General features: G+C 69.4%; 17 protein-coding genes. 1 reads left to right on the top strand and 16 read right to left on the bottom strand.

The annotated features are described in order from the left end of the window. Window positions 1-135: 135 nt before the first annotated feature. The 3 genes from nusB to ACFVJ3_RS14325 are packed head-to-tail and all read right to left on the bottom strand — an operon-like array spanning window position 136 to window position 2346. On the bottom strand, window positions 136-645 hold the full coding sequence (gene nusB / locus ACFVJ3_RS14335; RefSeq protein WP_378452648.1) for a transcription antitermination factor NusB: 510 nt from the start codon (window positions 643-645) through the stop codon (window positions 136-138). Further along, a complete protein-coding gene (gene efp / locus ACFVJ3_RS14330; RefSeq protein WP_005241702.1) occupies window positions 646-1209 on the bottom strand; it encodes an elongation factor P in 564 nt (187 codons plus the stop codon). It abuts the gene before it with no gap. 33 nt (window positions 1210-1242) lie between these two features. Next, complete coding sequence (locus ACFVJ3_RS14325; RefSeq protein ID WP_378452647.1) at window positions 1243-2346, bottom strand: M24 family metallopeptidase; 1104 nt, start codon at window positions 2344-2346, stop codon at window positions 1243-1245. Between the two features lie 134 nt (window positions 2347-2480). Here ACFVJ3_RS14325 and ACFVJ3_RS14320 point away from each other — a divergent pair, with 134 nt between their 5' ends. Next, window positions 2481-3227 (top strand): B-4DMT family transporter, encoded by a 747-nt coding sequence (locus ACFVJ3_RS14320; protein WP_378452646.1) that lies wholly within the window; start codon window positions 2481-2483, stop codon window positions 3225-3227. Between the two features lie 99 nt (window positions 3228-3326). Here ACFVJ3_RS14320 and aroB read toward each other — a convergent pair whose 3' ends face one another. The 13 genes from aroB to ACFVJ3_RS14255 form a co-directional block, all read right to left on the bottom strand. After that, complete coding sequence (aroB, locus tag ACFVJ3_RS14315) at window positions 3327-4439, bottom strand: 3-dehydroquinate synthase (RefSeq protein ID WP_378452757.1); 1113 nt, start codon at window positions 4437-4439, stop codon at window positions 3327-3329. A gap of 65 nt (window positions 4440-4504) precedes the next feature. Continuing rightward, a complete protein-coding gene (locus ACFVJ3_RS14310; RefSeq protein WP_378452756.1) occupies window positions 4505-5011 on the bottom strand; it encodes a shikimate kinase in 507 nt (168 codons plus the stop codon). Window positions 5012-5049: 38 nt separating this feature from the next. Then, on the bottom strand, window positions 5050-6237 hold the full coding sequence (gene aroC, locus ACFVJ3_RS14305; protein ID WP_378452645.1) for a chorismate synthase: 1188 nt from the start codon (window positions 6235-6237) through the stop codon (window positions 5050-5052). Between the two features lie 76 nt (window positions 6238-6313). Beyond that, the gene (locus tag ACFVJ3_RS14300; protein WP_378452644.1) at window positions 6314-6973 is read right to left on the bottom strand and encodes a prepilin peptidase; all 660 of its coding nucleotides are present in this window, start codon (window positions 6971-6973) and stop codon (window positions 6314-6316) included. Between the two features lie 34 nt (window positions 6974-7007). Further along, window positions 7008-7835: a shikimate dehydrogenase gene (locus ACFVJ3_RS14295; protein WP_378452643.1), complete on the bottom strand. Its 828-nt coding sequence runs from the start codon at window positions 7833-7835 to the stop codon at window positions 7008-7010. Next, a complete protein-coding gene (locus ACFVJ3_RS14290) occupies window positions 7825-9549 on the bottom strand; it encodes an endolytic transglycosylase MltG (protein WP_378452642.1) in 1725 nt (574 codons plus the stop codon). Before ACFVJ3_RS14290 ends, ACFVJ3_RS14295 begins: the two co-directional genes overlap by 11 nt. Then, a complete protein-coding gene (gene ruvX / locus ACFVJ3_RS14285; protein WP_378452641.1) occupies window positions 9546-10082 on the bottom strand; it encodes a Holliday junction resolvase RuvX in 537 nt (178 codons plus the stop codon). Before ruvX ends, ACFVJ3_RS14290 begins: the two co-directional genes overlap by 4 nt. A 2-nt stretch (window positions 10083-10084) precedes the next feature. Further along, entirely contained in the window at window positions 10085-12757 is a 2673-nt protein-coding gene (gene alaS / locus ACFVJ3_RS14280) for an alanine--tRNA ligase (protein WP_378452640.1), read from the bottom strand. A gap of 123 nt (window positions 12758-12880) precedes the next feature. After that, a complete protein-coding gene (locus ACFVJ3_RS14275; RefSeq protein ID WP_378452639.1) occupies window positions 12881-14314 on the bottom strand; it encodes a replication-associated recombination protein A in 1434 nt (477 codons plus the stop codon). Window positions 14315-14368: 54 nt separating this feature from the next. Continuing rightward, the gene (locus tag ACFVJ3_RS14270; protein WP_378452638.1) at window positions 14369-15544 is read right to left on the bottom strand and encodes a phosphotransferase family protein; all 1176 of its coding nucleotides are present in this window, start codon (window positions 15542-15544) and stop codon (window positions 14369-14371) included. A 65-nt stretch (window positions 15545-15609) separates the two neighbouring features. Next, entirely contained in the window at window positions 15610-16560 is a 951-nt protein-coding gene (locus tag ACFVJ3_RS14265; protein ID WP_378452637.1) for a transglutaminase N-terminal domain-containing protein, read from the bottom strand. Continuing rightward, window positions 16557-19136: a circularly permuted type 2 ATP-grasp protein gene (locus tag ACFVJ3_RS14260; RefSeq protein ID WP_378452636.1), complete on the bottom strand. Its 2580-nt coding sequence runs from the start codon at window positions 19134-19136 to the stop codon at window positions 16557-16559. The genes ACFVJ3_RS14265 and ACFVJ3_RS14260 overlap by 4 nt, the downstream gene beginning before the upstream one ends. Further along, on the bottom strand, window positions 19136-20107 hold the full coding sequence (locus ACFVJ3_RS14255; protein WP_378452635.1) for a DUF389 domain-containing protein: 972 nt from the start codon (window positions 20105-20107) through the stop codon (window positions 19136-19138). The genes ACFVJ3_RS14260 and ACFVJ3_RS14255 overlap by 1 nt, the downstream gene beginning before the upstream one ends. Window positions 20108-20144: the final 37 nt, after the last annotated feature.

Raw genomic sequence — 20144 nt, 5'->3', positions numbered from 1 at the left:
GACCTCCTTCTCCGCCTCACTGGACGGATCGTTAAAGGATGCCTGACGCGGACAGCTTATCAGCGCGTCGACTGCGCCAGGCCCGGACCCCTGACCTGCGGGCCCGCAGTCACGGGCCCGCAGCGGGACACGAACTTACGAGCCGGCGTCGTTCGGCTCGCCGTCGGCGGTCTCGGCGCGCCGCGACGTCGCGGCTGCAGCCGACCGCACCTGCGGGGCCACCAGCACGACCTGACCGAGGATGCCGTTGACGAATCCCGGCGACTCGTCGGTGGACAGCTGTTTCGCCAGCTCCACCGCCTCGTCCACGGCCACGACCGGAGGCACGTCGGTGGCGTGGAACAGCTCCCACACGGCGATGCGCAGGATGGCGCGGTCGACGGCGGGCAGCCGCTCGAGCGTCCAGTCCTGCAGGTGGGACGAGATCACCTCGTCGATGCGGTCCAGGTTCTCCGCGACCCCGGTCACCACGGTGACGGTGTACGGAGCAACCGGTGCCACGGAGTCGTCCTTGCCGGACAGTTCCGTGCGTTCGGTCGCGAGATCGACCGGATCGAGATCTCGCGCCTCGGCCTCGAAGAGGAAATCGACGGCGCGCTTGCGGGCCTTGTGCCGTGCGCCGAGTTTCTTATGCGTACCGGACACTCAGGAATTCACACGCCCGAGGTAGTTGCCGTCGCGGGAATCGACCTTCAGCTTGTCGCCGGTGTTGATGAACAGCGGAACGTTGATCTCGGCACCGGTCTCGAGGGTGGCGGGCTTGGTGCCACCGGTGGAGCGGTCGCCCTGCAGACCGGGATCGGTGTGCTGGACCACCAGTTCGACGGTGACGGGCAGTTCCACGAACAGCGGAACGTCCTCGTGCGTCGCAACCTGCACGGCCATGTTCTCGAGCATGAAGCGGGCGCCGTCGCCGACGGTGGCCTCGCTGATCGAGATCTGGTCGTAGGTGTCGCCGTCCATGAAGATGTAGTCGGTGCCGTCGTGGTACAGGTACGTCATGTCGCGGCGGTCGACCGTGGCCGTGTCCACCTTGACGCCGGCGTTGAACGTCTTGTCGACGACCTTGCCCGAGAGCACGTTCTTCAACTTGGTGCGCACGAACGCGGGACCCTTGCCGGGCTTCACGTGCTGGAACTCGGTAATCGTCCACAGCTGGCCCTCGATCTGCAGGACCAGGCCGTTCTTGAAATCACTAGTGGAAGCCACTTGCTTCGCGTCTCCTCGATAAGGTCGAACCGTCTACACGACAGTCAGGTCTTTGGTGGTGAGTGTGAGCAGTTCCGGTCCCTGCTCACGAACCACGAGCGTGTCCTCGATCCGCACGCCTCCGCGCCCGGAGAAGTACACGCCCGGCTCGACGGTCACCGCCGCACCGTCCAGAAGTGTACCGGTGCCCAGCTTGCCGATTCCCGGAGCTTCGTGGATCTCCAGGCCGACGCCGTGTCCGAGGCCGTGCAGGAACAGTTCCCCGTAGCCCGCGTCCTCGATGACCCGTCGGGCGGCACCGTCCACCGCGGACACCTCCGCGCCCGGGCGCAGCGCGTTCCGTCCGGCCTCCTGCGATCGTGCGACCAGCGCATATACGTCCCGTTGCCAGTCGGCGGCCCGCTCGAGGACATACGTTCTGGTCATGTCCGAGTGGTAGCCGCCGACCTCGGCACCGAAGTCCAGCTTCACGAAGTCGCCGCCTGCGAGCACCGCCTCGGTCGGGCGGTGGTGCGGGATCGCAGAGTTGGCGCCCGCCGCGACGATGGTCTCGAACGAGATGCCGTCGGCGCCGTGCGCGAGCATCAGCGCCTCGAGTTCCCGGCCCACCTCCTTCTCGGTGCGCCCGGGGCGGAGGCCATCACGCTCGATCAGCTCGGCGAGTGCGGAGTCGGCGGCCGTGCACGCCGCCCGCAGCAGTCCGACCTCGACATCGTCCTTCACCATCCGCAGTTCCTCGACGAGTCCCGGAACGGGATCGAGCCGCGCGTCCGGCGCGAGCACCGACCAGGACGCGAACTCGTCCACGGTGACGACGTGGCTCTCGAACGCCAGCGAGGACGGACTCCGCCGTCCGACCGATTCGATGAGGTGTGCGGCGCTGGCGCGGGCGATCTCGGCCCGCAGATCGGGAACCTGTTCCCCGACCTGCGTGAGATAGCGGCCGTCGGTGCAGATGACGGTGCGCTCCTCGGCGCCCTCGGCGTCCGCGGCGTGCACGAGCAGGGCGGCGTTGGATCCGGTGAACCCGGTGAGATAGCGGATGTTCACCAGATTCGTCACCAGAAGCGCGTCGAGATCCCGGGCGGCGAGGGCCGCGCGCAGCGCCGCGCGCCGCGAACCATGATCAGCAGGCATGTCGTCAAACGTACCGGCAAATTGCCACCCGGAGGGCGCGGATCGACGGCACCCGCGGTGACGAGAACAGGTTTCAGAGAGCGTCCGTGTGGGTTAGACCACACGGGTGAAAACCCGCTCGTTACGCTGTGCCCATGAATGCGTGGGTGGTACGCGGCCTCGGCATGGCCCTGATACATGTTTTCGTTCGTGTGATCCTCGGTGTGTCGATCACACAGTGGCCCCTTCAGGGTTCCGCTCTGAGATGGCTCGCACTGCTGATCGTCGTGTTCGTGGCGCTGATCTGGGCCGGCATCGACGGCATCCGGGACCGTCGCGGGAACCCCGAGCCGGAGGACGGCGCCGACCTGACGATGCTGTGGCTGAAGGCGGCCCTGCTCGGCGGCATCGTCGCGGGTGTGGGGAGCTGGCTGGCCAACCTGGTGCCGTCCCTCAACGTCACCCAGAACTCGTTCTTCTTCGAGATCACGTCCGGGGCCGCGTTCACGGTCCTGCTGATCTTCGTGCCTGCCATGCTCGCCGTGTTCCTCGGCCGCTTCTTCGTCGGCCGCGAGTCCAGGAAGACGGAGAAGGACCGCAGCGAGCGTCAGCCGGCGGCGCACGTCGGAGGAACGGCCGCAGGAGCCGCAGCGGGGGGAACCGCAGCCGCAGCCGTCGCGGACGACGAGGGCTACGGACAGAACTACCCCGGCCAGGCCTACGAGCAGACCGCGGACACCGGCTACGCCGGATCCGACGCCGACACGGCGGTGTTCGAACCGGTGCACAACTACCGCGAGGACACGTCCGACCTCGATCAGCCGCAGGGCGGGGAGACCGCGTGGCAGGATCCTGTCGACCTCGGGAAGCGCACCACCGACGACCAGCGCCGCGGCGAATAACAGCCCTCGGCTTCACCACACCGACAGACGACGCGGCGGTGTGAGCGCACTCGCTCACACCGCCGCGTCCTTGCTCCGTGTCGCTACATCGTCGCTACGTCACAGCAGGACGGCACCGCCGGTGCCCGGCTTCTCCTCGCGCGCCACCGCGGAGTACGCGGCCACGAGCAGAGACGGGTCCGGGCCCTCGAGCCGTCCGGGCTTCGCGAGCCCGTCGAGCACGACGAACCGCAGGACACCCGCCCGGTTCTTCTTGTCGGACTGCATCCCCTCGACCAACTGGCCGAACGCGTCCGCGTCGTACGTGGTGGGCAGACCCACCAGTTCCAGGATGGTGCGGTGCCGATCCGCCGTCGCATCGTCCAGGCGTCCCGCGAGACGCCCCAGCTCCGCCGCGAACACGAGCCCGACGGCGACCGCGGCACCGTGGCGCCAGCGGTAGCGCTCACGCCGCTCGATCGCGTGCCCGAGCGTGTGCCCGTAGTTGAGGATCTCGCGCAGGTCGGATTCGCGCAGATCGGCGGCCACGACCTTGGCCTTGACCTCCACGGATCGCCGGATCAGTTCGGGCAGAACGGTTCCCGTCGGGTCCAGAGCGGCTTCCGGGTCCTTCTCGATGAGCTCCAGGATCACGGGGTCGGCGATGAAGCCGGTCTTCACGACCTCCGCCATCCCGGCGACGATCTCGTTGCGGGGCACCGTCTCGAGCGTCACCAGGTCGATCAGCACGGCCGACGGCTCGTGGAACGAACCCACCAGGTTCTTGCCGGCCTCGGTGTTGATGCCGGTCTTGCCGCCGACCGCCGCGTCCACCATCGCGAGCAACGTCGTGGGCACGTGGATCACGCGCACACCGCGCATCCACGTCGCTGCGACGAACCCGGCGAGGTCGGTGGCCGCGCCGCCGCCCAGACTGACCACGGCGTCGCTGCGGGTCAGCCCGATCCGCCCGAGGACCTCCCAGCAGAAGCCGGCCACAGCCAGATCCTTGCCGTCCTCCGCATCCGGAATCTCGATGCGGTGCGCATCGATTCCCTTCTCGGCGAGCGCCGCGCGCACCGCCTCCGCCGTCTCGGCCAGCGGCGGCTGGTGGAAGATCGCCACCGTCCTCGTGCCGGTGAGTTCGTCCACCAGCTCGCCGAGCAATCCGCGCCCGATGATGACCGGGTAGGGGTTCGCCGTCTGCACCTGTACGCGTACCGGTTCGGTCACTGTCTGCTGCTCCGCTCCGTCTTGTCCGAGATTCTCGGACGTCTCTGTTCCGCCGGGGTCGCCGATCACTCGCCGAGTTTCGCCACCAGCTGCTGCACCACACGGGCGGGACTCCGTCCGTCCGTGCGTATCCGGATGGACGCCACCTGCCGGTACAGCGGTCGGCGCTTGCGCATCAACTCGGTGTACTTCTGGCGGGGGTCGCCACCGGCGAGAAGGGGGCGCGCGGTGTTGGTCCCTGTGCGCTTGAGCCCCTCGGCCACGCTGATCTCGAGATAGATCACGGTGTGGCCCTTCAACAATTCCCGGGTGCGCTCGGAGAGGATGGATCCACCGCCGAGCGACACGATCCCCTCGTGGCTCTCGATGGCCTTCCGGACGATCTCTTCCTCGAGGGCGCGGAAGGCGGGTTCGCCTTCCTGGACGAAGATCTCGGCGATCGTGCGTCCCGCCTCTTCCTCGACCGCCACGTCGGTGTCGAACAACGGAAGGTCCAGGGCCTGCGCGAGGCGCCGCCCGATCGTGGACTTACCCGCTCCCGGGGGGCCGACGAGCACGGCTTTCGGTGCCATCATCCGTCACCGCCCCGATGCGACGGCAGACCGGCTGGTCATCGCGCGAGCCGGGCTGCGACGCCCGACGCGTAGCGCTCGTAGTTGGCGGTCGTCTCGGCAACCGAGTCGCCCCCGAACTTCTCGAGCGCCGCCTGGGCGACGACCAACGCCACCATCGCCTCGGCCACGACACCGGCGGCGGGCACCGCGCACACGTCGGACCGCTGGTGAATGGCCACAGCTTCCTCACCGGTCGACATGTCGACGGTGGCCAGCGCGCGCGGGACCGTCGAGATCGGCTTCATCGCCGCCCGCACGCGGAGCGCTTCCCCGTTGGTCATGCCGCCCTCGAGGCCGCCCGCGCGGTTGGTCGAACGCAGGATTCCGTCCGGGCCCGGACGCATCTCGTCGTGTGCCTGGCTGCCGCGACGGCGCGCGGTCTCGAAGCCGTCGCCGACCTCGACACCCTTGATGGCCTGGATGCCCATCAGGGCGGACGCGAGACGGGCGTCGAGGCGGTCCGCGCCGCTGACGAACGATCCGAGACCCACGGGGAGACCGTGGATGACGACCTCGACGACGCCGCCGAGGGTGTCGCCGTCACGCTTGGCTGCCTCGATCTCGGCGATCATCGACTCCTCGGCGGCCTTGTCGAAGGCGCGTACCGGGCTGGCGTCGATCGACGCCAGATCCGACGCGGTCGGTTCGGGGCCGGCGTACGGGTCTGACGCGCCGATGGAGATCACGTGGGACAGCACCTCCACGCCGAACACCTGGCGGAGGAAACTCCGGGCGAACGTCGCGGCCGCGACCCGGGCAGCGGTCTCGCGTGCACTCGCGCGTTCGAGAACCGGGCGGGCGTCGTCGAATCCGTACTTGAGCATGCCCGAGTAGTCGGCGTGACCGGGGCGCGGGCGGGTCAGCGGCGCATTCCGCGCCTGATCGGCGAGCAGTTCGGCGTCCACCGGGTCCGCGGACATGATGGTTTCCCACTTGGGCCACTCCGTGTTGCCCACCTCGACGGCGATCGGTCCGCCGAGCGTCCGCCCGTGGCGCACACCACCGACGATGGTGACCTTGTCGGCCTCGAACTTCATCCGCGCACCGCGGCCGTAGCCGAGGCGGCGTCGCGCGAGTTGGGTCGAGATGTCCTCGGACGTCACTTCGACGCCCGCGACCATCCCCTCGAGCATCGCGACGAGGGCGGGACCATGGGATTCTCCGGCAGTTATCCAGCGCAGCACGCCCAATATCCTTCCATGTCGCCGCGCCCGGCAGTGACGGTGGTCCTCCCAACCCGTGTGCCGGGCGCGGACTCGTTCAGGTGACGTGCGCGGCGAACAGCGCAACCAGTGTCGCGGCACACATGGCGGGGCCGTGCGGGAGCGGCGGCGGCGAGCGCCGGACGGCGAGGACGATGCAGCCCGCGAGCGCCGTCAGCGCCGGCGCGAGCCCGGCCGCGAGCACCCAGGCCTCTCCCCCGGCCAGGCCGGCGGCCGCGCCGACTCCGAGTGCGAGTTTCACATCACCCGCACCGACCGCCCCGGGTGCGCCGAGGTACAGGGCGAGATACGCCGACGCCAACAGGAACCCGCCGATCACGGCTGCGGCCGCGGATCCGGTCACGGCACCGACCCCGACGATCGCGAGGAATCCGGGCAGTGTCAGCAGGTTCGGCAGCCTCCGCGCACAAAGATCGGTGGCGGCGAGACTCACACACCACCACCAGAACGCGAGCGCACACGGCAGCACCCACGGTGCGGATTCGGCGGAACCCGCCCAGACGGTGGCGGCGACGCCGACGACGCACACCGCCTCGCACCAACCCGGACGCACCGTGCCCACATACAGGCCGGCCGTCCGGCGGGCCGTCCATCCCGCACCCGCACCTGTCACCACACTCGCCGCGATCAGCCACCACATACCGAGCAGCATGCGTGACCGGATCACTGCGTCGATCAGCGTGACCTGGCACGACAATCGACCTGTGGACGGCGGTCCGGCCTGTGGACAACTAGCCCAGCGCGGCCGCCATCGCCTCGCGCGGCGCCGGGCGACCGGTAAACTGCTCGACCTGCCCGAACGCCTGGTGCAGGAGCATCGAGAGACCGCCGACGACGGTGCCCCCGGCCGCCTCGACGGCCGCGGCCAGCGGGGTCGGCCACGGGTCGTAGATCGCGTCGAGCACGAACGGCGCCCGCCCGAGAATGTTCGCGTACTCGGTGATCGCGGCGGACGGAACGGTGCTGACGAGCGCGGACGCCGCCGCGCACCGGGCACCGAGTTCCGGGCTGTCGAAGCCGAGCAACCGGACGTCGAGCCCCACCGATTCCGCGCACCGCAGTGCACCTGTCGCGCGACCCGCGTCGCGTGCCACCACGGTCACGGATTTCACGCCCATGTCGGCGAGCGCCACGAGTGCGGGTCTGGCCGTTCCCCCTGCGCCGACGACGACCGCCTCGGCGCCGGCGATGGTTCCGACACCACCTGCGGTGAGCGCACCGCTGACCCCGTCGACATCGGTGCAGTCGGCACGCCAGCCGCGCTCGATTCGGACGAGGGTGTTCGCCGAGCCGATCGCGACGGCCCGTTCGGTGCGCTCGGACGCAAACGCGAGTGCGGCCATCTTGCCCGGCATCGTGACGGACAGACCGACCCATTCCGGGCCGAGCCCGGACACCAGGCCGGGCAGTCGGTCCCCGTCGCACTCGATCCGGTCGTACGTCCACTCGGTGAGACCGAGCGCCCGGTACGCCGCGAGGTGCAGTTGCGGCGAGCGCGAATGCGCGATCGGGCTGCCCAGCACCGCAGCTTTGCGTGCGGTCACCACTTCATCGTCCACTGTTGAGAATCCCGTTGTTCAGAGCCTGGTCGATGTTGGCCAGGTGTTCGTCGTAGCTCTTCGTGAACAGGGTCGTGCCCTTCGAATCAACCGTCACGAAGTAGATCCAGTCGCCCGGCGCCGGTTGTTCGACGGCCTGCAGCGCCCCGATACTCGGCGAGGAGATCGGCGTTGCAGGCAGACCGGGGCTGGCGTACGTGTTCCAGGGTGTCACCTGTGCGCGGTCGGCGTCGGTGGTGGCGAGTTCGGTGGTGTCGAGCGCATAGTTGACCGTCGAGTCGAACTGCAGCGCCTGGTTGACTGCGAGCCGGTTCAGGATGACGCGAGCGACCTTCGAGAAGTCGTCCGGCATCGCCTCCCGTTCCACCAGGGACGCCGCGATCAGCATCTTGTACGGCGTGAGGCCGACCTGGTTGCCCGCGGTGAGGATTCCGGTCTTCTCGTAGCTCGCGGAACTCTCGGTCACCAGCTTCTGGAGTATCGCGGCGGGACCGGCGGTCGGATCGAAATCCCAGCTGCCCGCGGCGATCAGCCCCTCGAGCTGACGATCCCGGTCCGGAACGCCGGCGACAGCGTCCTTCGCCCAGTCGGGCACCCCGAGCGTGGACAGGTCGCCCGCACCGGCGGCGTTGAGATCGTCGTAACCGATGCACTGCTCCTGGCCGGCGTCACCCAGGCAGCTGGCCTCGGAGATCAGTGTGTAGATCCCCTTCTTCTTGGCCCCGGTCTGCACATCGGTTGTGTCGTGGAGTTGCCTGCCCTCGGAGATGATCATCTGCCCGACGCGGGAGGTGGGGTCGACCAATTCCTGCACGGCGTCATCCGCCGGGATCTGGGTCGAGAGGCTGTAGAAACCGGGTTGCACCGAGTTCATCGCATTGCTCTGGACTGCGGCGTTGAAGAAGGCGGATCCGCTGGCGACGACGTCCCGGCCCGCCAGGGTGGAGGCGATCTCCTCCGCGGTGTCGCCCGGATGGACCTGCACGACCACTTCGGGACCGCCCGGGCCCGCATAGTCCGCAGGGGCGTCGGACCCGCCGAAGAACATCTTGCCGCCGACGAACACGATGCCGACCAGCACTACCAGGACCGTCGCGGCCGCGAGGGCGCCGAACAGCTTCCCTCGGCGTGCCCGTCCCGTGGCCTGTTTGCGTCGGCGGGCCTGCGCGCGGGCGTGGGCGCGCGTCGGCGGGATCTCCTCGGGGATCGGCGAGATTATCTGCGTCTCGGCCTCCGCGAACGCGACGTCGGGCTCGTGGCGCGGTGCGTCGTGGCGGTCGTCGGGATAGGAGTGGGACTCGTACGGCTCGTCGACATATACGGGCTCGTCGACGTACGCGTGGTCGTCGACTTCCGGTTCGCGGTAGGCGCGAGCGTCGCCGTACGAGCGGGGACCGTACCCGTCCTCGTAGACAGGCTCGGGGTCGAACGGCTGCTCGTACACCGGCTCGTCGTACACCGGCTCGTCGTACACCGGCTGCTCGTACACCGGCTCGTCGTACACCGGCTCTGCGTAGTCGGCGTGGGGTTCGTCGACGCCGCGGTCGTCGTACACGACCGCGTGCCTGCCCGTGGTGACGACGTCGTCGTCCTCGGGGGGCGGCGCGTGGTCGACCTGGTCGTCGTCCTCGTCGAGGTAGCGGTGCCGTCGGGGTTGGCGGGGGACGTACTGGAATTCGGGTCGCTCACCTGCGGGTCGCCGATGATTGCTCACTGGCCCCCCTCCGGTAGCTGCACGTCCCCACCTGAATCCCCTGCGTTCACCGACCTGCTCCGCTCGTCCAACCATCCCTGCAAGATCGCCACCGCCGCAGCCTGGTCGATCACAGGACGCTGGCCCCTCGCACTGACACCGCTCTCGCGAAGCGCCCGCGCGGCAGTGACGGTCGTCAGACGTTCGTCCGCCATCCGCACCGGTATCGGGTCGACCTTCCTTCGCAATCGCTTCGCGAACACAGTAGCGATCGAGGCGGCCTTCCCCCGTTCACCCCGCAAGGTCTGCGGCAGACCGACGATAACCTCCACGGCCTCGTATTCCTCGACAATGTCGGCAATGCGCCGGATATCCGGCGCGTCGGGTCCCCGTTCCTTGGACCGGGGCACCGTCTCCACCGGGGTGGCGAGGATCCCGTCGGGGTCGCTCGACGCGACGCCGATCCGGACACTGCCCACATCGATGCCGATGCGCCGACCACGCCCAGGGTCGTCGGCTCCCGGTCGATCCGGACCCTGTTCCGCGTGATCCACCGCTACTGGCTCCCCACCTTGTCCGCCACTTGTCCCCGGACAGCGTCGAGGGCTGCCGCGACTCCGCTGGTGTCCGAACCGGAACCCTGTGCCATGTCAGCCTTTCCACCCCCGCGGCCGCCGATCTTCGGACCGAATCCCTTCACGAGGTCGCCGGCCGCCAGGCCGAGTTCCTGAGCCGCCTTGTTCACGGCCACCACGAACGGAACCTTGCCGTCGACGTCGCCGAGCAGCACGACCACGGCGGGCTGGGTGCCGAACCGGCCGCGGATGTCCGTGACGAGCCCACGCAGGTCGTTGCCGCCGACACCGGCCGGGGCGGAGTCCGCGACCAGCAGCACCGGCCCGACCCGCTGAGCCTTGTCGACGAACGTGCCCGCCGCAGCAAGAACCGCCTGCGCGCGGGTCTGCTCGAGTTCCTTCTCCGCCACCCGAAGTCGCTCCACCAGCGCCTCGACGCGGGCAGGCACTTCTTCCGAGGGCACCTTCAGCGACGACGACAGACCCGCGAGGAGCGCGCGTTCCTTGGCCAGGTAGCGGTACGAATCGAGACCGACGTAGGCCTCGACACGGCGCACGCCGGAACCGACGGACTGCTCACCGAGCAGCGTGACGTTGCCGATCTGCGAGGAGCTGCCCACGTGAGTTCCACCACACAGCTCCATCGAGAACGGTCCGCCGATCTCGACGACCCGCACCTCGTCGCCGTAGTTCTCGCCGAACAGCGCCATCGCGCCCATCGACTTCGCCTTGTCGAGGTCGGTGACGAACGTGTTCACCGAGTAGTCGGCGGCCACCGCCTCGTTCGCGACGACCTCGATGTCCTGCTTCTGCGCTTCCGTCAGCGCGCCCTGCCAGGAGAAGTCGAAACGCAGGTAGCCCGGCTTGTTCAGCGAGCCGGCCTGAACCGCGTTGGGGCCGAGCACCTGTCGCAGCGCGGCGTGCACCATGTGCGTGCCGGAGTGCCCCTGGGTGGCACCCTTGCGCCACGCGGCGTCGACCTGCGCGAGCACGACGTCACCCTCGGTGATCTGGCCCTCCTGCACGGTCACCTTGTGAACCCACAGCTTCTTGGCGATCTTCTGGACGTCGTTGACCTTCACCCGCAGACCCGGGCCGGTGAGGGTACCGAGGTCGGCGATCTGTCCACCCGCCTCCGCGTACAGGGGGCTCCGGTCGAGGATGACCTCGACGTCCTGGCCCGCCGTCGCGACGGGGACCCGCTGCCCCTGCGAGATCAGCGCGAGAACGTGTGCCTCGGAGACCAATTCGTGGAATCCGGTGAACTCGGTGGGTCCGCGGTCGAGGAGTTCCTTGTAGACGGTGAGGTCGGCGTGCGCGTGCTTACGGGCCTGGGCGTCGTCCTTCGCGCGCTGCCGCTGTTCGGCCATCAGCGTGCGGAAGCCCTCCTCGTCGACGGTCAGGCCCGCCTCGGCCGCCATCTCCAGGGTGAGGTCGATCGGGAAGCCGTACGTGTCGTGGAGCGCGAACGCCTGGTCGCCGCCGATCGTCGACTTGCCGGACGCCTTCACCGACTCGGCGGCGCCTTCGAACAGCTTCGAGCCGGACGTGAGGGTCTTGAGGAACGCGGTCTCCTCCCCCACCGCGACCGTCTCGATGCGGCCGAAGTCGGTGTCGAGGACGGGGTACGAAGGCGCCATCGTGTCGCGGACGACGGTAATGAACTCACGCATGCTGGGCTTGTCGGCGCCGAGCAGCTTCGCGGACCGGACGATGCGCCGCAGCAGACGGCGCAGGACGTAGCCGCGCCCGTCGTTGCCGGGGTTCACGCCGTCGGCGATGAGCATCGCGGCGGTGCGCGCGTGATCGGCGATCACCCGGAAGCGCACGTCGTCGTCGTGGACGGCGCCGTACTTGCGGCCCGACAGTTCCTCGGCCTTCGCGATGACCGGGCGCACGAGGTCGGTCTCGTACACGTTGTCGACGCCCTGGAGCAGGAACGCGACGCGTTCGACGCCCATGCCGGTGTCGATGTTCTGCTTCGGCAGCGGGCCGAGGATCTCGAAGTTGTCCTTGCTGATGCCGAGACCACGCTCGTTCTGCATGAACACGAGATTCCAGATCTCGATGTAGCGGTCCTCGTCGGCCTCCGGGCCGCCTTCCTTGCCGTATTCGGGGCCGCGGTCGTAGTAGATCTCCGAGCACGGGCCGCAGGGGCCGGGGATGCCCATGGACCAGTAGTTGTCGGCCATGCCTCGGCGCTGGATCCGCGTCTCCGGAACGCCGACCTCGTCGCCCCAGATGTCGCGGGCCTCGTCGTCGTCGAGGTAGACCGTCACCCAGATGCGCTCGGGATCGAAGCCGTAACCCCCGTCGTCGACGCTCGAGGTCAGCAGCGACCACGCATGCTTGATCGCATCGCGCTTGAAGTAGTCGCCGAACGAGAAGTTGCCGGCCATCTGGAAGAACGTGTTGTGCCGTGTGGTGATGCCCACATTCTCGATGTCGAGGGTGCGCACACACTTCTGGACACTGGTCGCCCTCGGATACGGCGGCGTCTGCTGGCCGAGGAAGAACGGCACGAACTGCACCATCCCGGCATTGACGAACAGCAGGTTCGGATCGTCGAGAATCAGCGAGGCGCTGGGTACCTCGGTGTGGCCTGCCTTGACGAAATGGTCGAGGAAGCGCCGGCGAATCTCGTGGGTCTGCACGTCAGTGATCCTTATTGTCTGTCTCGAGGGCAACGATGGGTCGAACTACGGGGTCGAACGGGGGTCCAGCCGCTGGGGTGCGGTCGCCGGGCAGCCGGGCACACCCCGGCGGTTCGGCAACATTCAGCTTAACCGGCCACCCTGACGGTTCGTGCCGCGGACGATGGCGCGCAATTTGTCCACGCGCCCCGCGATGTCCCGCTCACCGCCGTGAGTGGTGGGCTGGTAGTAGTCGACACCGACCAGCTCGTCCGGCGGATACTGCTGCGCCAGTACCCCGTCGGGATGATCGTGGGGATAGCGGTAGCCGACGGCGTTGCCGAGCTTCGCCGCCCCCGCGTAGTGGCCGTCGCGCAGATGCGGCGGGACGAGTCCGGCGTTTCCGGCCGCGACATCCGCCATCGCGGCTCCGAGCGCGGCGATGACCGCGCCCGACTTCGGAGCGGTCGCGAGGTGGATCGTGGCCTGCGCGAGGGCCAGGCGGGCCTCGGGCATCCCGATCAGCTGCACCGCCTGCGCGGCGGCGGTCGCGGTCTGCAATGCGGTGGGGTCGGCCATCCCGATGTCCTCGCTGGCATGGACCACCAGTCGCCTCGCGATGAAGCGGGGGTCCTCGCCCGCCGTCAGCATCCGCGCCAGATAGTGCAGGGCGGCGTCGACGTCCGAACCACGGATCGACTTGATGAAGGCGCTGATCACGTCGTAGTGCTGATCGCCGTCGCGGTCGTAGCGGACGGCCGCCTTGTCGACGCTCGCCTCCACCGTCGCGAGGTCCAGCAGCACCGGACGATCTGCGTCACCGGCCTGATCGAGTGCAGCGCCCGCCGCCGCCTCGAGCGCGGTGAGCGCCCGCCGGGCGTCGCCGGCCGCTAGGCGCACCAGATGATCCATCGCGTCACCCGCGATCTCGATCTCCCCGCCGAGACCCCGCTCGTCGGTGCGCGCCCGCTCCAGGAGGTTCTCGATGTCGTCCGCCGTCAGCGACTGCAGTTGCAGGACGAGCGAGCGGGACAGCAGCGGGGACACCACGGAGAACGAGGGGTTCTCGGTGGTGGCGGCCACGAGCAGCACTATCCGGTTCTCCACCGCCGCCAGCAGGGCGTCCTGCTGGGTCTTGGAGAAGCGGTGCACCTCGTCGATGAACAGCACCGTCTGCTCGCCCGCGAGGAGGCGGCGGCGTGCCAGTTCGATGACGCCGCGGACTTCCTTCACCCCGGCGGACAACGCGGACAGTGCCTCGAAGCGGCGGCCGGTGGCCCCCGAGATCAGCGACGCCAGCGTTGTCTTGCCGGTACCGGGCGGCCCGTACAGGAGGACGGACGCGGCCCCCGACCCCTCCACGAGGCGCCGCAGCGGCGCGCCGGGGCCCAGGAGATGCTGCTGCCCGACCACCTCGCCGAGCGTGCGGGGACGCATGCGTACGGCCAGCGGCGCGTGGTGGTCGACCGACACCGGACCGGGAACCGATCGCGGGGCCGCCGCCTCGTCGGGCGGCGCCGTCTCGAACAGGCCCGCCGACTCGTCCTCGCCGACATCCGAACCGAAAAGATCGCTCACAAGTTCGACGCTACTGGAACCGCAGCGTCCGACCCAGTTCGGCCGGACCGCGGGTCAGCCGACGGACAGTCCCCGGATCTTGTCGGCGATGACGCGGGCGTGGTGGGCGACCACCGTGTTCCCGGCGTGATCCGCCGAACGGGCCAGCTTGTCCCAGCGCTGGGTCAGCGCCTCGGACCGCGGCACGGACAGGTGATGCTCGCGGACGGCTGCGATGCGCGTGTGGTTCTCCGGCAGGAACAGGTAGGTGCTGAGCCACACCCAGATCAGTTGCGCCTCGACCATGCGGGCGGCGAGCACGTTGTCGTCGGCGAGCGCGGGCCACATCCCCACGACCTCCGCGCGCCAGGCCTCGATCATCGCCTGCGTCCGGTCCTCGGACAGTTCGATGCTGCACAGGCAGCCGGGGAACGACACCAGCGCGTACGCGATGTCGAGCATGGCGTCGCGGAAGCCGCCCCACTCGTAGTCGAGGAACCGCACCCCCTCGTCGTTGACGATGATGTTGTCCGGGCACAGGTCGGAGGGGCTGAACGCCCGGAACCGGCCGCTCTCGAACAGCTTCGCGGCACGAGCCACCTGATCGGTCAGGTCCGGCGAGACGTCGACGCGGAGGATCTCGGACAGCAGGCCGGGCACGGCGGGCACCGCACGCTCCACCTGCTCGGCCACGGTGTCGTCGCAGTGCGCCACCTCGGCGCGGCGCAGCAGCGCGGCGAAGTCCTCCTCGCGGCCCACGGTGGCCGCGTGCATGCGGCCGAGCGCCTGGGCCATGGCCATCAGGGTGTTGGTGACGGTGTCGGAGTCGGAGTGCTCGAGCAGGGCGCTGATCGGGGTGGCGTCCCCGAGGTCGCTGAGCACGAGGAGCCGGGCGTCGAGGTCGGATGCGAGCAGTTCGGCTCCGGGGCGGCTGTCCGTCGCCAGCGCCGTGGCGAACTGGTACGAGACGGCCTCCCGGAGGAAGGCGCTGCGGCTGTCGCCGGCGAGATCGTCGGGATCGACGGCCCGCGCGCCGGACACACCGGACTCCTCACGGACCTGCTTGATCACCAACGTCCGCGGAAGGGAGAACGGATTCTCCGCCACGCGCACACGGAGCACGATGGTGCGGCCACTGCCGCCGAGATCCACGGGATCCACCAGTGTCACGGGTGCCCCTGTGCGACGGGTGAGCAGCTTCTCGGCTGCGGCAACTACCTCTGAAACGGGGTCTGCCAGTATTGCAGTCATCGCGGACCAACTTACCTGCTAGTGACACGGATCATCGAGTCCTCCACGGGAAGCCCCGATGAATTTCAGCATTTCGGCTGATCCGGCGCGAGCACTTCGGTCGGCGCCACGTCAACCGACACCGCAATGGTGCTGTTTCGTGCCTCTGTGTATATGACACCCCGCAGCGGCGGCACGTCCGCGTAGTCCCGGCCCCACGCGACCACGGTGTACCGCTCGTCGACGAGCTGGTCGTTGGTGGGGTCGAAGGCGAGCCACCGGTCCCCCGGCATCCACACGGCCGCCCAGGCGTGCGTCGCGTCGACGCCGACCATCCGTTCCTTGCCGGGCGGTGGCTGCGTCGCCAGATAGCCGGACACGTACCGGGCCGCGAGTCCGCGCGACCGCAGGCAGGCGATGGCGAGCCGAGCGAAGTCCTGGCACACGCCCGACCGCTTCTCCAGCACCTCCGCGACACGCGTGGAGACCGACGTCGACCCCGACTTGTACTGGAAGTCGCGGTGGATGCGCGTGGTGAGATCGACCACCGCGTCGACGAGGGGCCGTTCCGGCGGGAAACTCGGCGCCGCGTACTCGCGGACCGCGTCGCTGATCTCGGGGGGTTCGAGGTCCAGGACGAACTCCTGCGCCATCGCACCCTCGGTTCCCACGGGGCGCGACAACTCCCACGGCGCGTTCGCCGGTGCGGCGGCGAGCCTGGTCTTGTCCGGTCCGTAGACCTCGATCTCGGATTCGGCCGCCACGACCAGTTCCTCGTGCGGCGTGCTCACCTGGAAGTACAAGTCCCGGTTGCCGTACACGTCTGACCCGGTGGAGCGGTCCGCGGGCACCGGCGAGATGTCGACGACGGAACTCACGCACCGCTGTTCCTCGGTGTCGCGTGGCAGGAGGTAGCCCCGGCCGTACGACGAGGACACCGGCCCCGAGTACGTGTACGTCGTGCGGTGGGTGATCTTGTATCTGCGCAGCACCGGCCGTTCCGCTGCCTCGTCCGCGCGGGGCGACACGTCGGTCATGCGGGAACCCCGCCCTGCGAGGCGCTCCACGTGGTCCCGCTGCCCCACAGCGGCTGGGTGCCGCCCGGCAGCGACAGCTGACCTTTCAGCATCACGTCGGACAGTTCGCTCAGCAGTGCTCGCATCGTGGTCGTCAGCTCACCCAACTCATTCCGGGACCCGTTCGCATCGACCGATTCGAGTCGAGCGGGGTCGACGCGCCGCACGGTGTTGACCATGTCCTCGACGAGCCGCTCCGAACGCGACGCACCCGACGCGTCCGGCAGTGCGGCCAGATTCGCACGGAGCGCCTCGAGCTGGAACGCCAGCGACCGCGGGTTCTTTACGTCGAACAACAGCAACTCGGCCACGGCGGCCGGGCGGATGCTCCGATTGCGGCGGCGGTAGACGACGGAACTCTCGGTGGCGACGAGAAGCGATTCGATCACAGCCCGCTCGGTCGCCGGATCCGTCTTCCGTCTCAGCGTGGACTCCACCAGCGCGATCAGGGTGGATGCCCGTTCGATTCGCTTCCCGATGTCCATGACGTGCCAGCCGGTGTCCCGGACCAGCGATTCCGCGGCGACTCCCGACAGGGCGAGCATCCCGCCGAGCACCGCGGACTGCGCCTCGAACAGCACGGACCCGTCGTCGACCGTGTCGGCGGCGACCTGTCCGAGCGCCCGTTCGACGGAACTGAGGACGGCCCAGATGTCGTTCGACAGTTGTCCGCGCACGGCCCGCGCGGCCTGCTCGACGCCACGGACCGCGTGCGCGAGGGACCCGTCCCGGTCGGGGTCCACCGTCAGCGAACGGAACTCCGAGCGCACTCGCAGCTGGTCGGCGACCGGATCCGAGCCGGACTCGGCACCGCGATCGGGCCCCTCCGGACGGTTCCCGGCATCGGCGACCCGCAGGACCGTGTCGAGCAGGATCGGGAGGCTTCCGCCGCCCGCGAGCCACGGTCGCAGGCGGTAGTCGCGGTATTTCTCGCCGACGGCGATCATCAGTCGTGCCGCTCCCTCGGCGCGCTCGGCGAACCGGCCCATCCAGAACAGTTCGGTCAGTGCGCGCGGCGACGTCATCAGGTCGGACGTCGTCGCCGCATATGTGGGCAGGGCTTCGGCGTCCCGGTCGGCGACGTCCCCCGGATCGGTGGACGCGGTTCGCTGGGCGAGCCGGATCCAGACGTCCTTCGCGCCGGCGTGGCGCCGGTCCCCGCGCTCGGCCCCGGGAACGAGGGACGTGCCGAGACCTCCGGCCATGGGCGTGAATCCCACCTGCTGCGCGACACCGAACAGCCGCACCCCGACCGGTGCGAGGAAGACCTCCCCGGATCCGTCGGCCGCGGGCGCATACGAGGGGTCCGGGACGATCTGCCCGACCCACCGCTCGGGTTCGGCCCGCACTCGGTCCAGCAGGGCGTCCAGGTCGGCGGCACGGAGCTCGGCGGGCACGATCGGCGAACCCCCGTGCACCGCGCGCAGCACCATCGACGAGGCGTTCGCGAGGATGTGTGACAGCTCCGACCGGTCCCCACCCCAGAAACTCGGAACCGACGGCAGCAGAAGCTCCTCGTCGAGGAGACGACGGCACAGGTCCGGGAGCAGCCTGGTGAGGGCGGGGTTCTCGAGGATTCCGCTGCCGAGGGGGTTGACGACGGTCACCGCTCCCCGGCGCAGCACCTCGACGAGCCCGACCACGCCGGACCGCGAGTCGGGGCGCAGGTCGAGGGGGTCGGCGAGGCCGGCGTCCACCCGCCGGACGATGACGTCGACGCGTTCCAGATTGCCGAGGGAGCGCATCCACACGTGGCCGTCGCGGACCACCAGGTCGGCGCTTTCCACGAGTGGGAAGCCGAGGACTGTCGCGAGATACGCCTGATCGAATGCCGCCTCGGACCGCGTACGGGGGCTGAGGACGACGACCAGGGGGTCCTCGGTGCCCGCGGGCGCAGCGTCGATCGCCGCGAGCCGCATCGACTGGGCGAACGAGGACAGCGGGCGCGGGCCCACGGCCTCGTAGATGCCGGGCATCGCCCGGGCGACGACGCGGCGGTCCGCCATCGCGTAGCCGGCGCCTGCCGGGGACTGCGTGTGGTCGCGCAGCGCGTGGAACGTGCCGTCCGCCCCGCGGCCGACGTCGAGTCCGTGCAGAAACAGTTGATGGCGGCCCGGCACCGTGATGCCGTGCGCCGCACGGACGTAACCCGGGTGCCCGAACACCGTGCGGGCCGGCACGGCGCCGCTCCGGACGAGCGCCATCGGTCCGTACAGATCGGCGAGTACTGCGTCGAGGAGGCGGGAGCGCTGCACGAAGCCCGCCGCAAGTTGCTCCCACTCCTCGGCCGCGACGATCAGCGGGACGGCGTCGATCTCCCACCGCGGCGGCGCGGTCGGGGCGTCCGATCCGTCGAGGGGGTTGTAGGTGATCCCGTGATTGTCGACGAGAAGCCGGATGCGGGACTGCAGGCGGCGGACGGAGTCCGGCCCGCTGCCGGTGAAGTCCTGGGCCAACTCCGCCCACGGTTCCCGGATGTCGCCGCCGTCGTCGAAGAGTTCGTCGTAGCCAGCGCCTTCGCGCGGCGAGACACTCATCAGGCCCTCCGCCTCTGTGCCACGGAGCGCTCTTTCCGCGCCTGTTCGAGCAGCCGGCGGGGATCACCGCCGCTGCGCAAACGCAGTGCCAGAACCAGAACGCCTGCGACGACGATGCCCACCATGTTGACACCGAGTTGCAGCGCCGCCAGCGCCGCGACGCGCCATTCGCCCACGGTCACCGCGACGACGGCGAATCCCGCCGCGGGAACGGTGGTGACCGAGATGAAGACGCCGACGAGTGCCGCCGACTTCGCGGACACGAGCGCGAGCATGCCGGCCGCACCGGCGAGGAGCGCGACGATCAGTGAGAGCGGTCCGACCCGGTAGATGAAATCGACCTGGTCGAGGGACTCGATGCTCTCGAACTCCATCCAGCCGACCCGCTCCATCAGCAGCGTCGCGACGAGCGTCGCCGCCATCGCGAACGGGAAACCGAAGAGCAGGGCGATCAGCGACCGCCGGGCCAGACCCAGCTTGCGCCGCATCAGCGCGACGGCCAGCGCGGCGAGCGGACCGAACTCGGGCCCCACCACCATCGCCCCGACGACGGTGATCGGCGAGTCGGTCACCACACCCACCGCGGCCAGCAGGCAGGCGATGGTGAGGAACGCGAGGAAGGTGCCGTTGAGTGTCGACTCCTCACGCGTCCGGCTGACCAGTTCCTCCCACACGACGCTGTCGGCGGGATCACCCGGAGCCGCCTTCTCCGCCTCGTGCGCGGACTTCGACAGCACCGTTTCGACGGGCTCCACCGTGATCGCGCCGGTGCGATCGATTCCCAGGGCCTCGAGCGCGTCGATCACGTCGTTCGCGGACTCACGGGCCACGTCGGTCTGGATCGCGTCACCGGCGGGGTCGATCGCGGCGTCGCGCAACACCACCACGTGGGTGGCGCCGGGTTCCGCGGCGAGCACACCGAGGACGTCCTCGGTGCGCTCGGCCGGACAGATCACTCGCAGGTGCAACATCGTGTCCCCCGGCTGTTCCGCGTCGTCCGGTCATCGA

This window comes from Rhodococcus sp. NPDC127593 (assembly GCF_042671975.1).
Lineage (GTDB): Bacteria > Actinomycetota > Actinomycetes > Mycobacteriales > Mycobacteriaceae > Rhodococcus_F.
The sequence above is the reverse complement of the archived record's forward strand: the minus strand, read 5'-3'. Positions and strand labels throughout refer to the sequence as shown.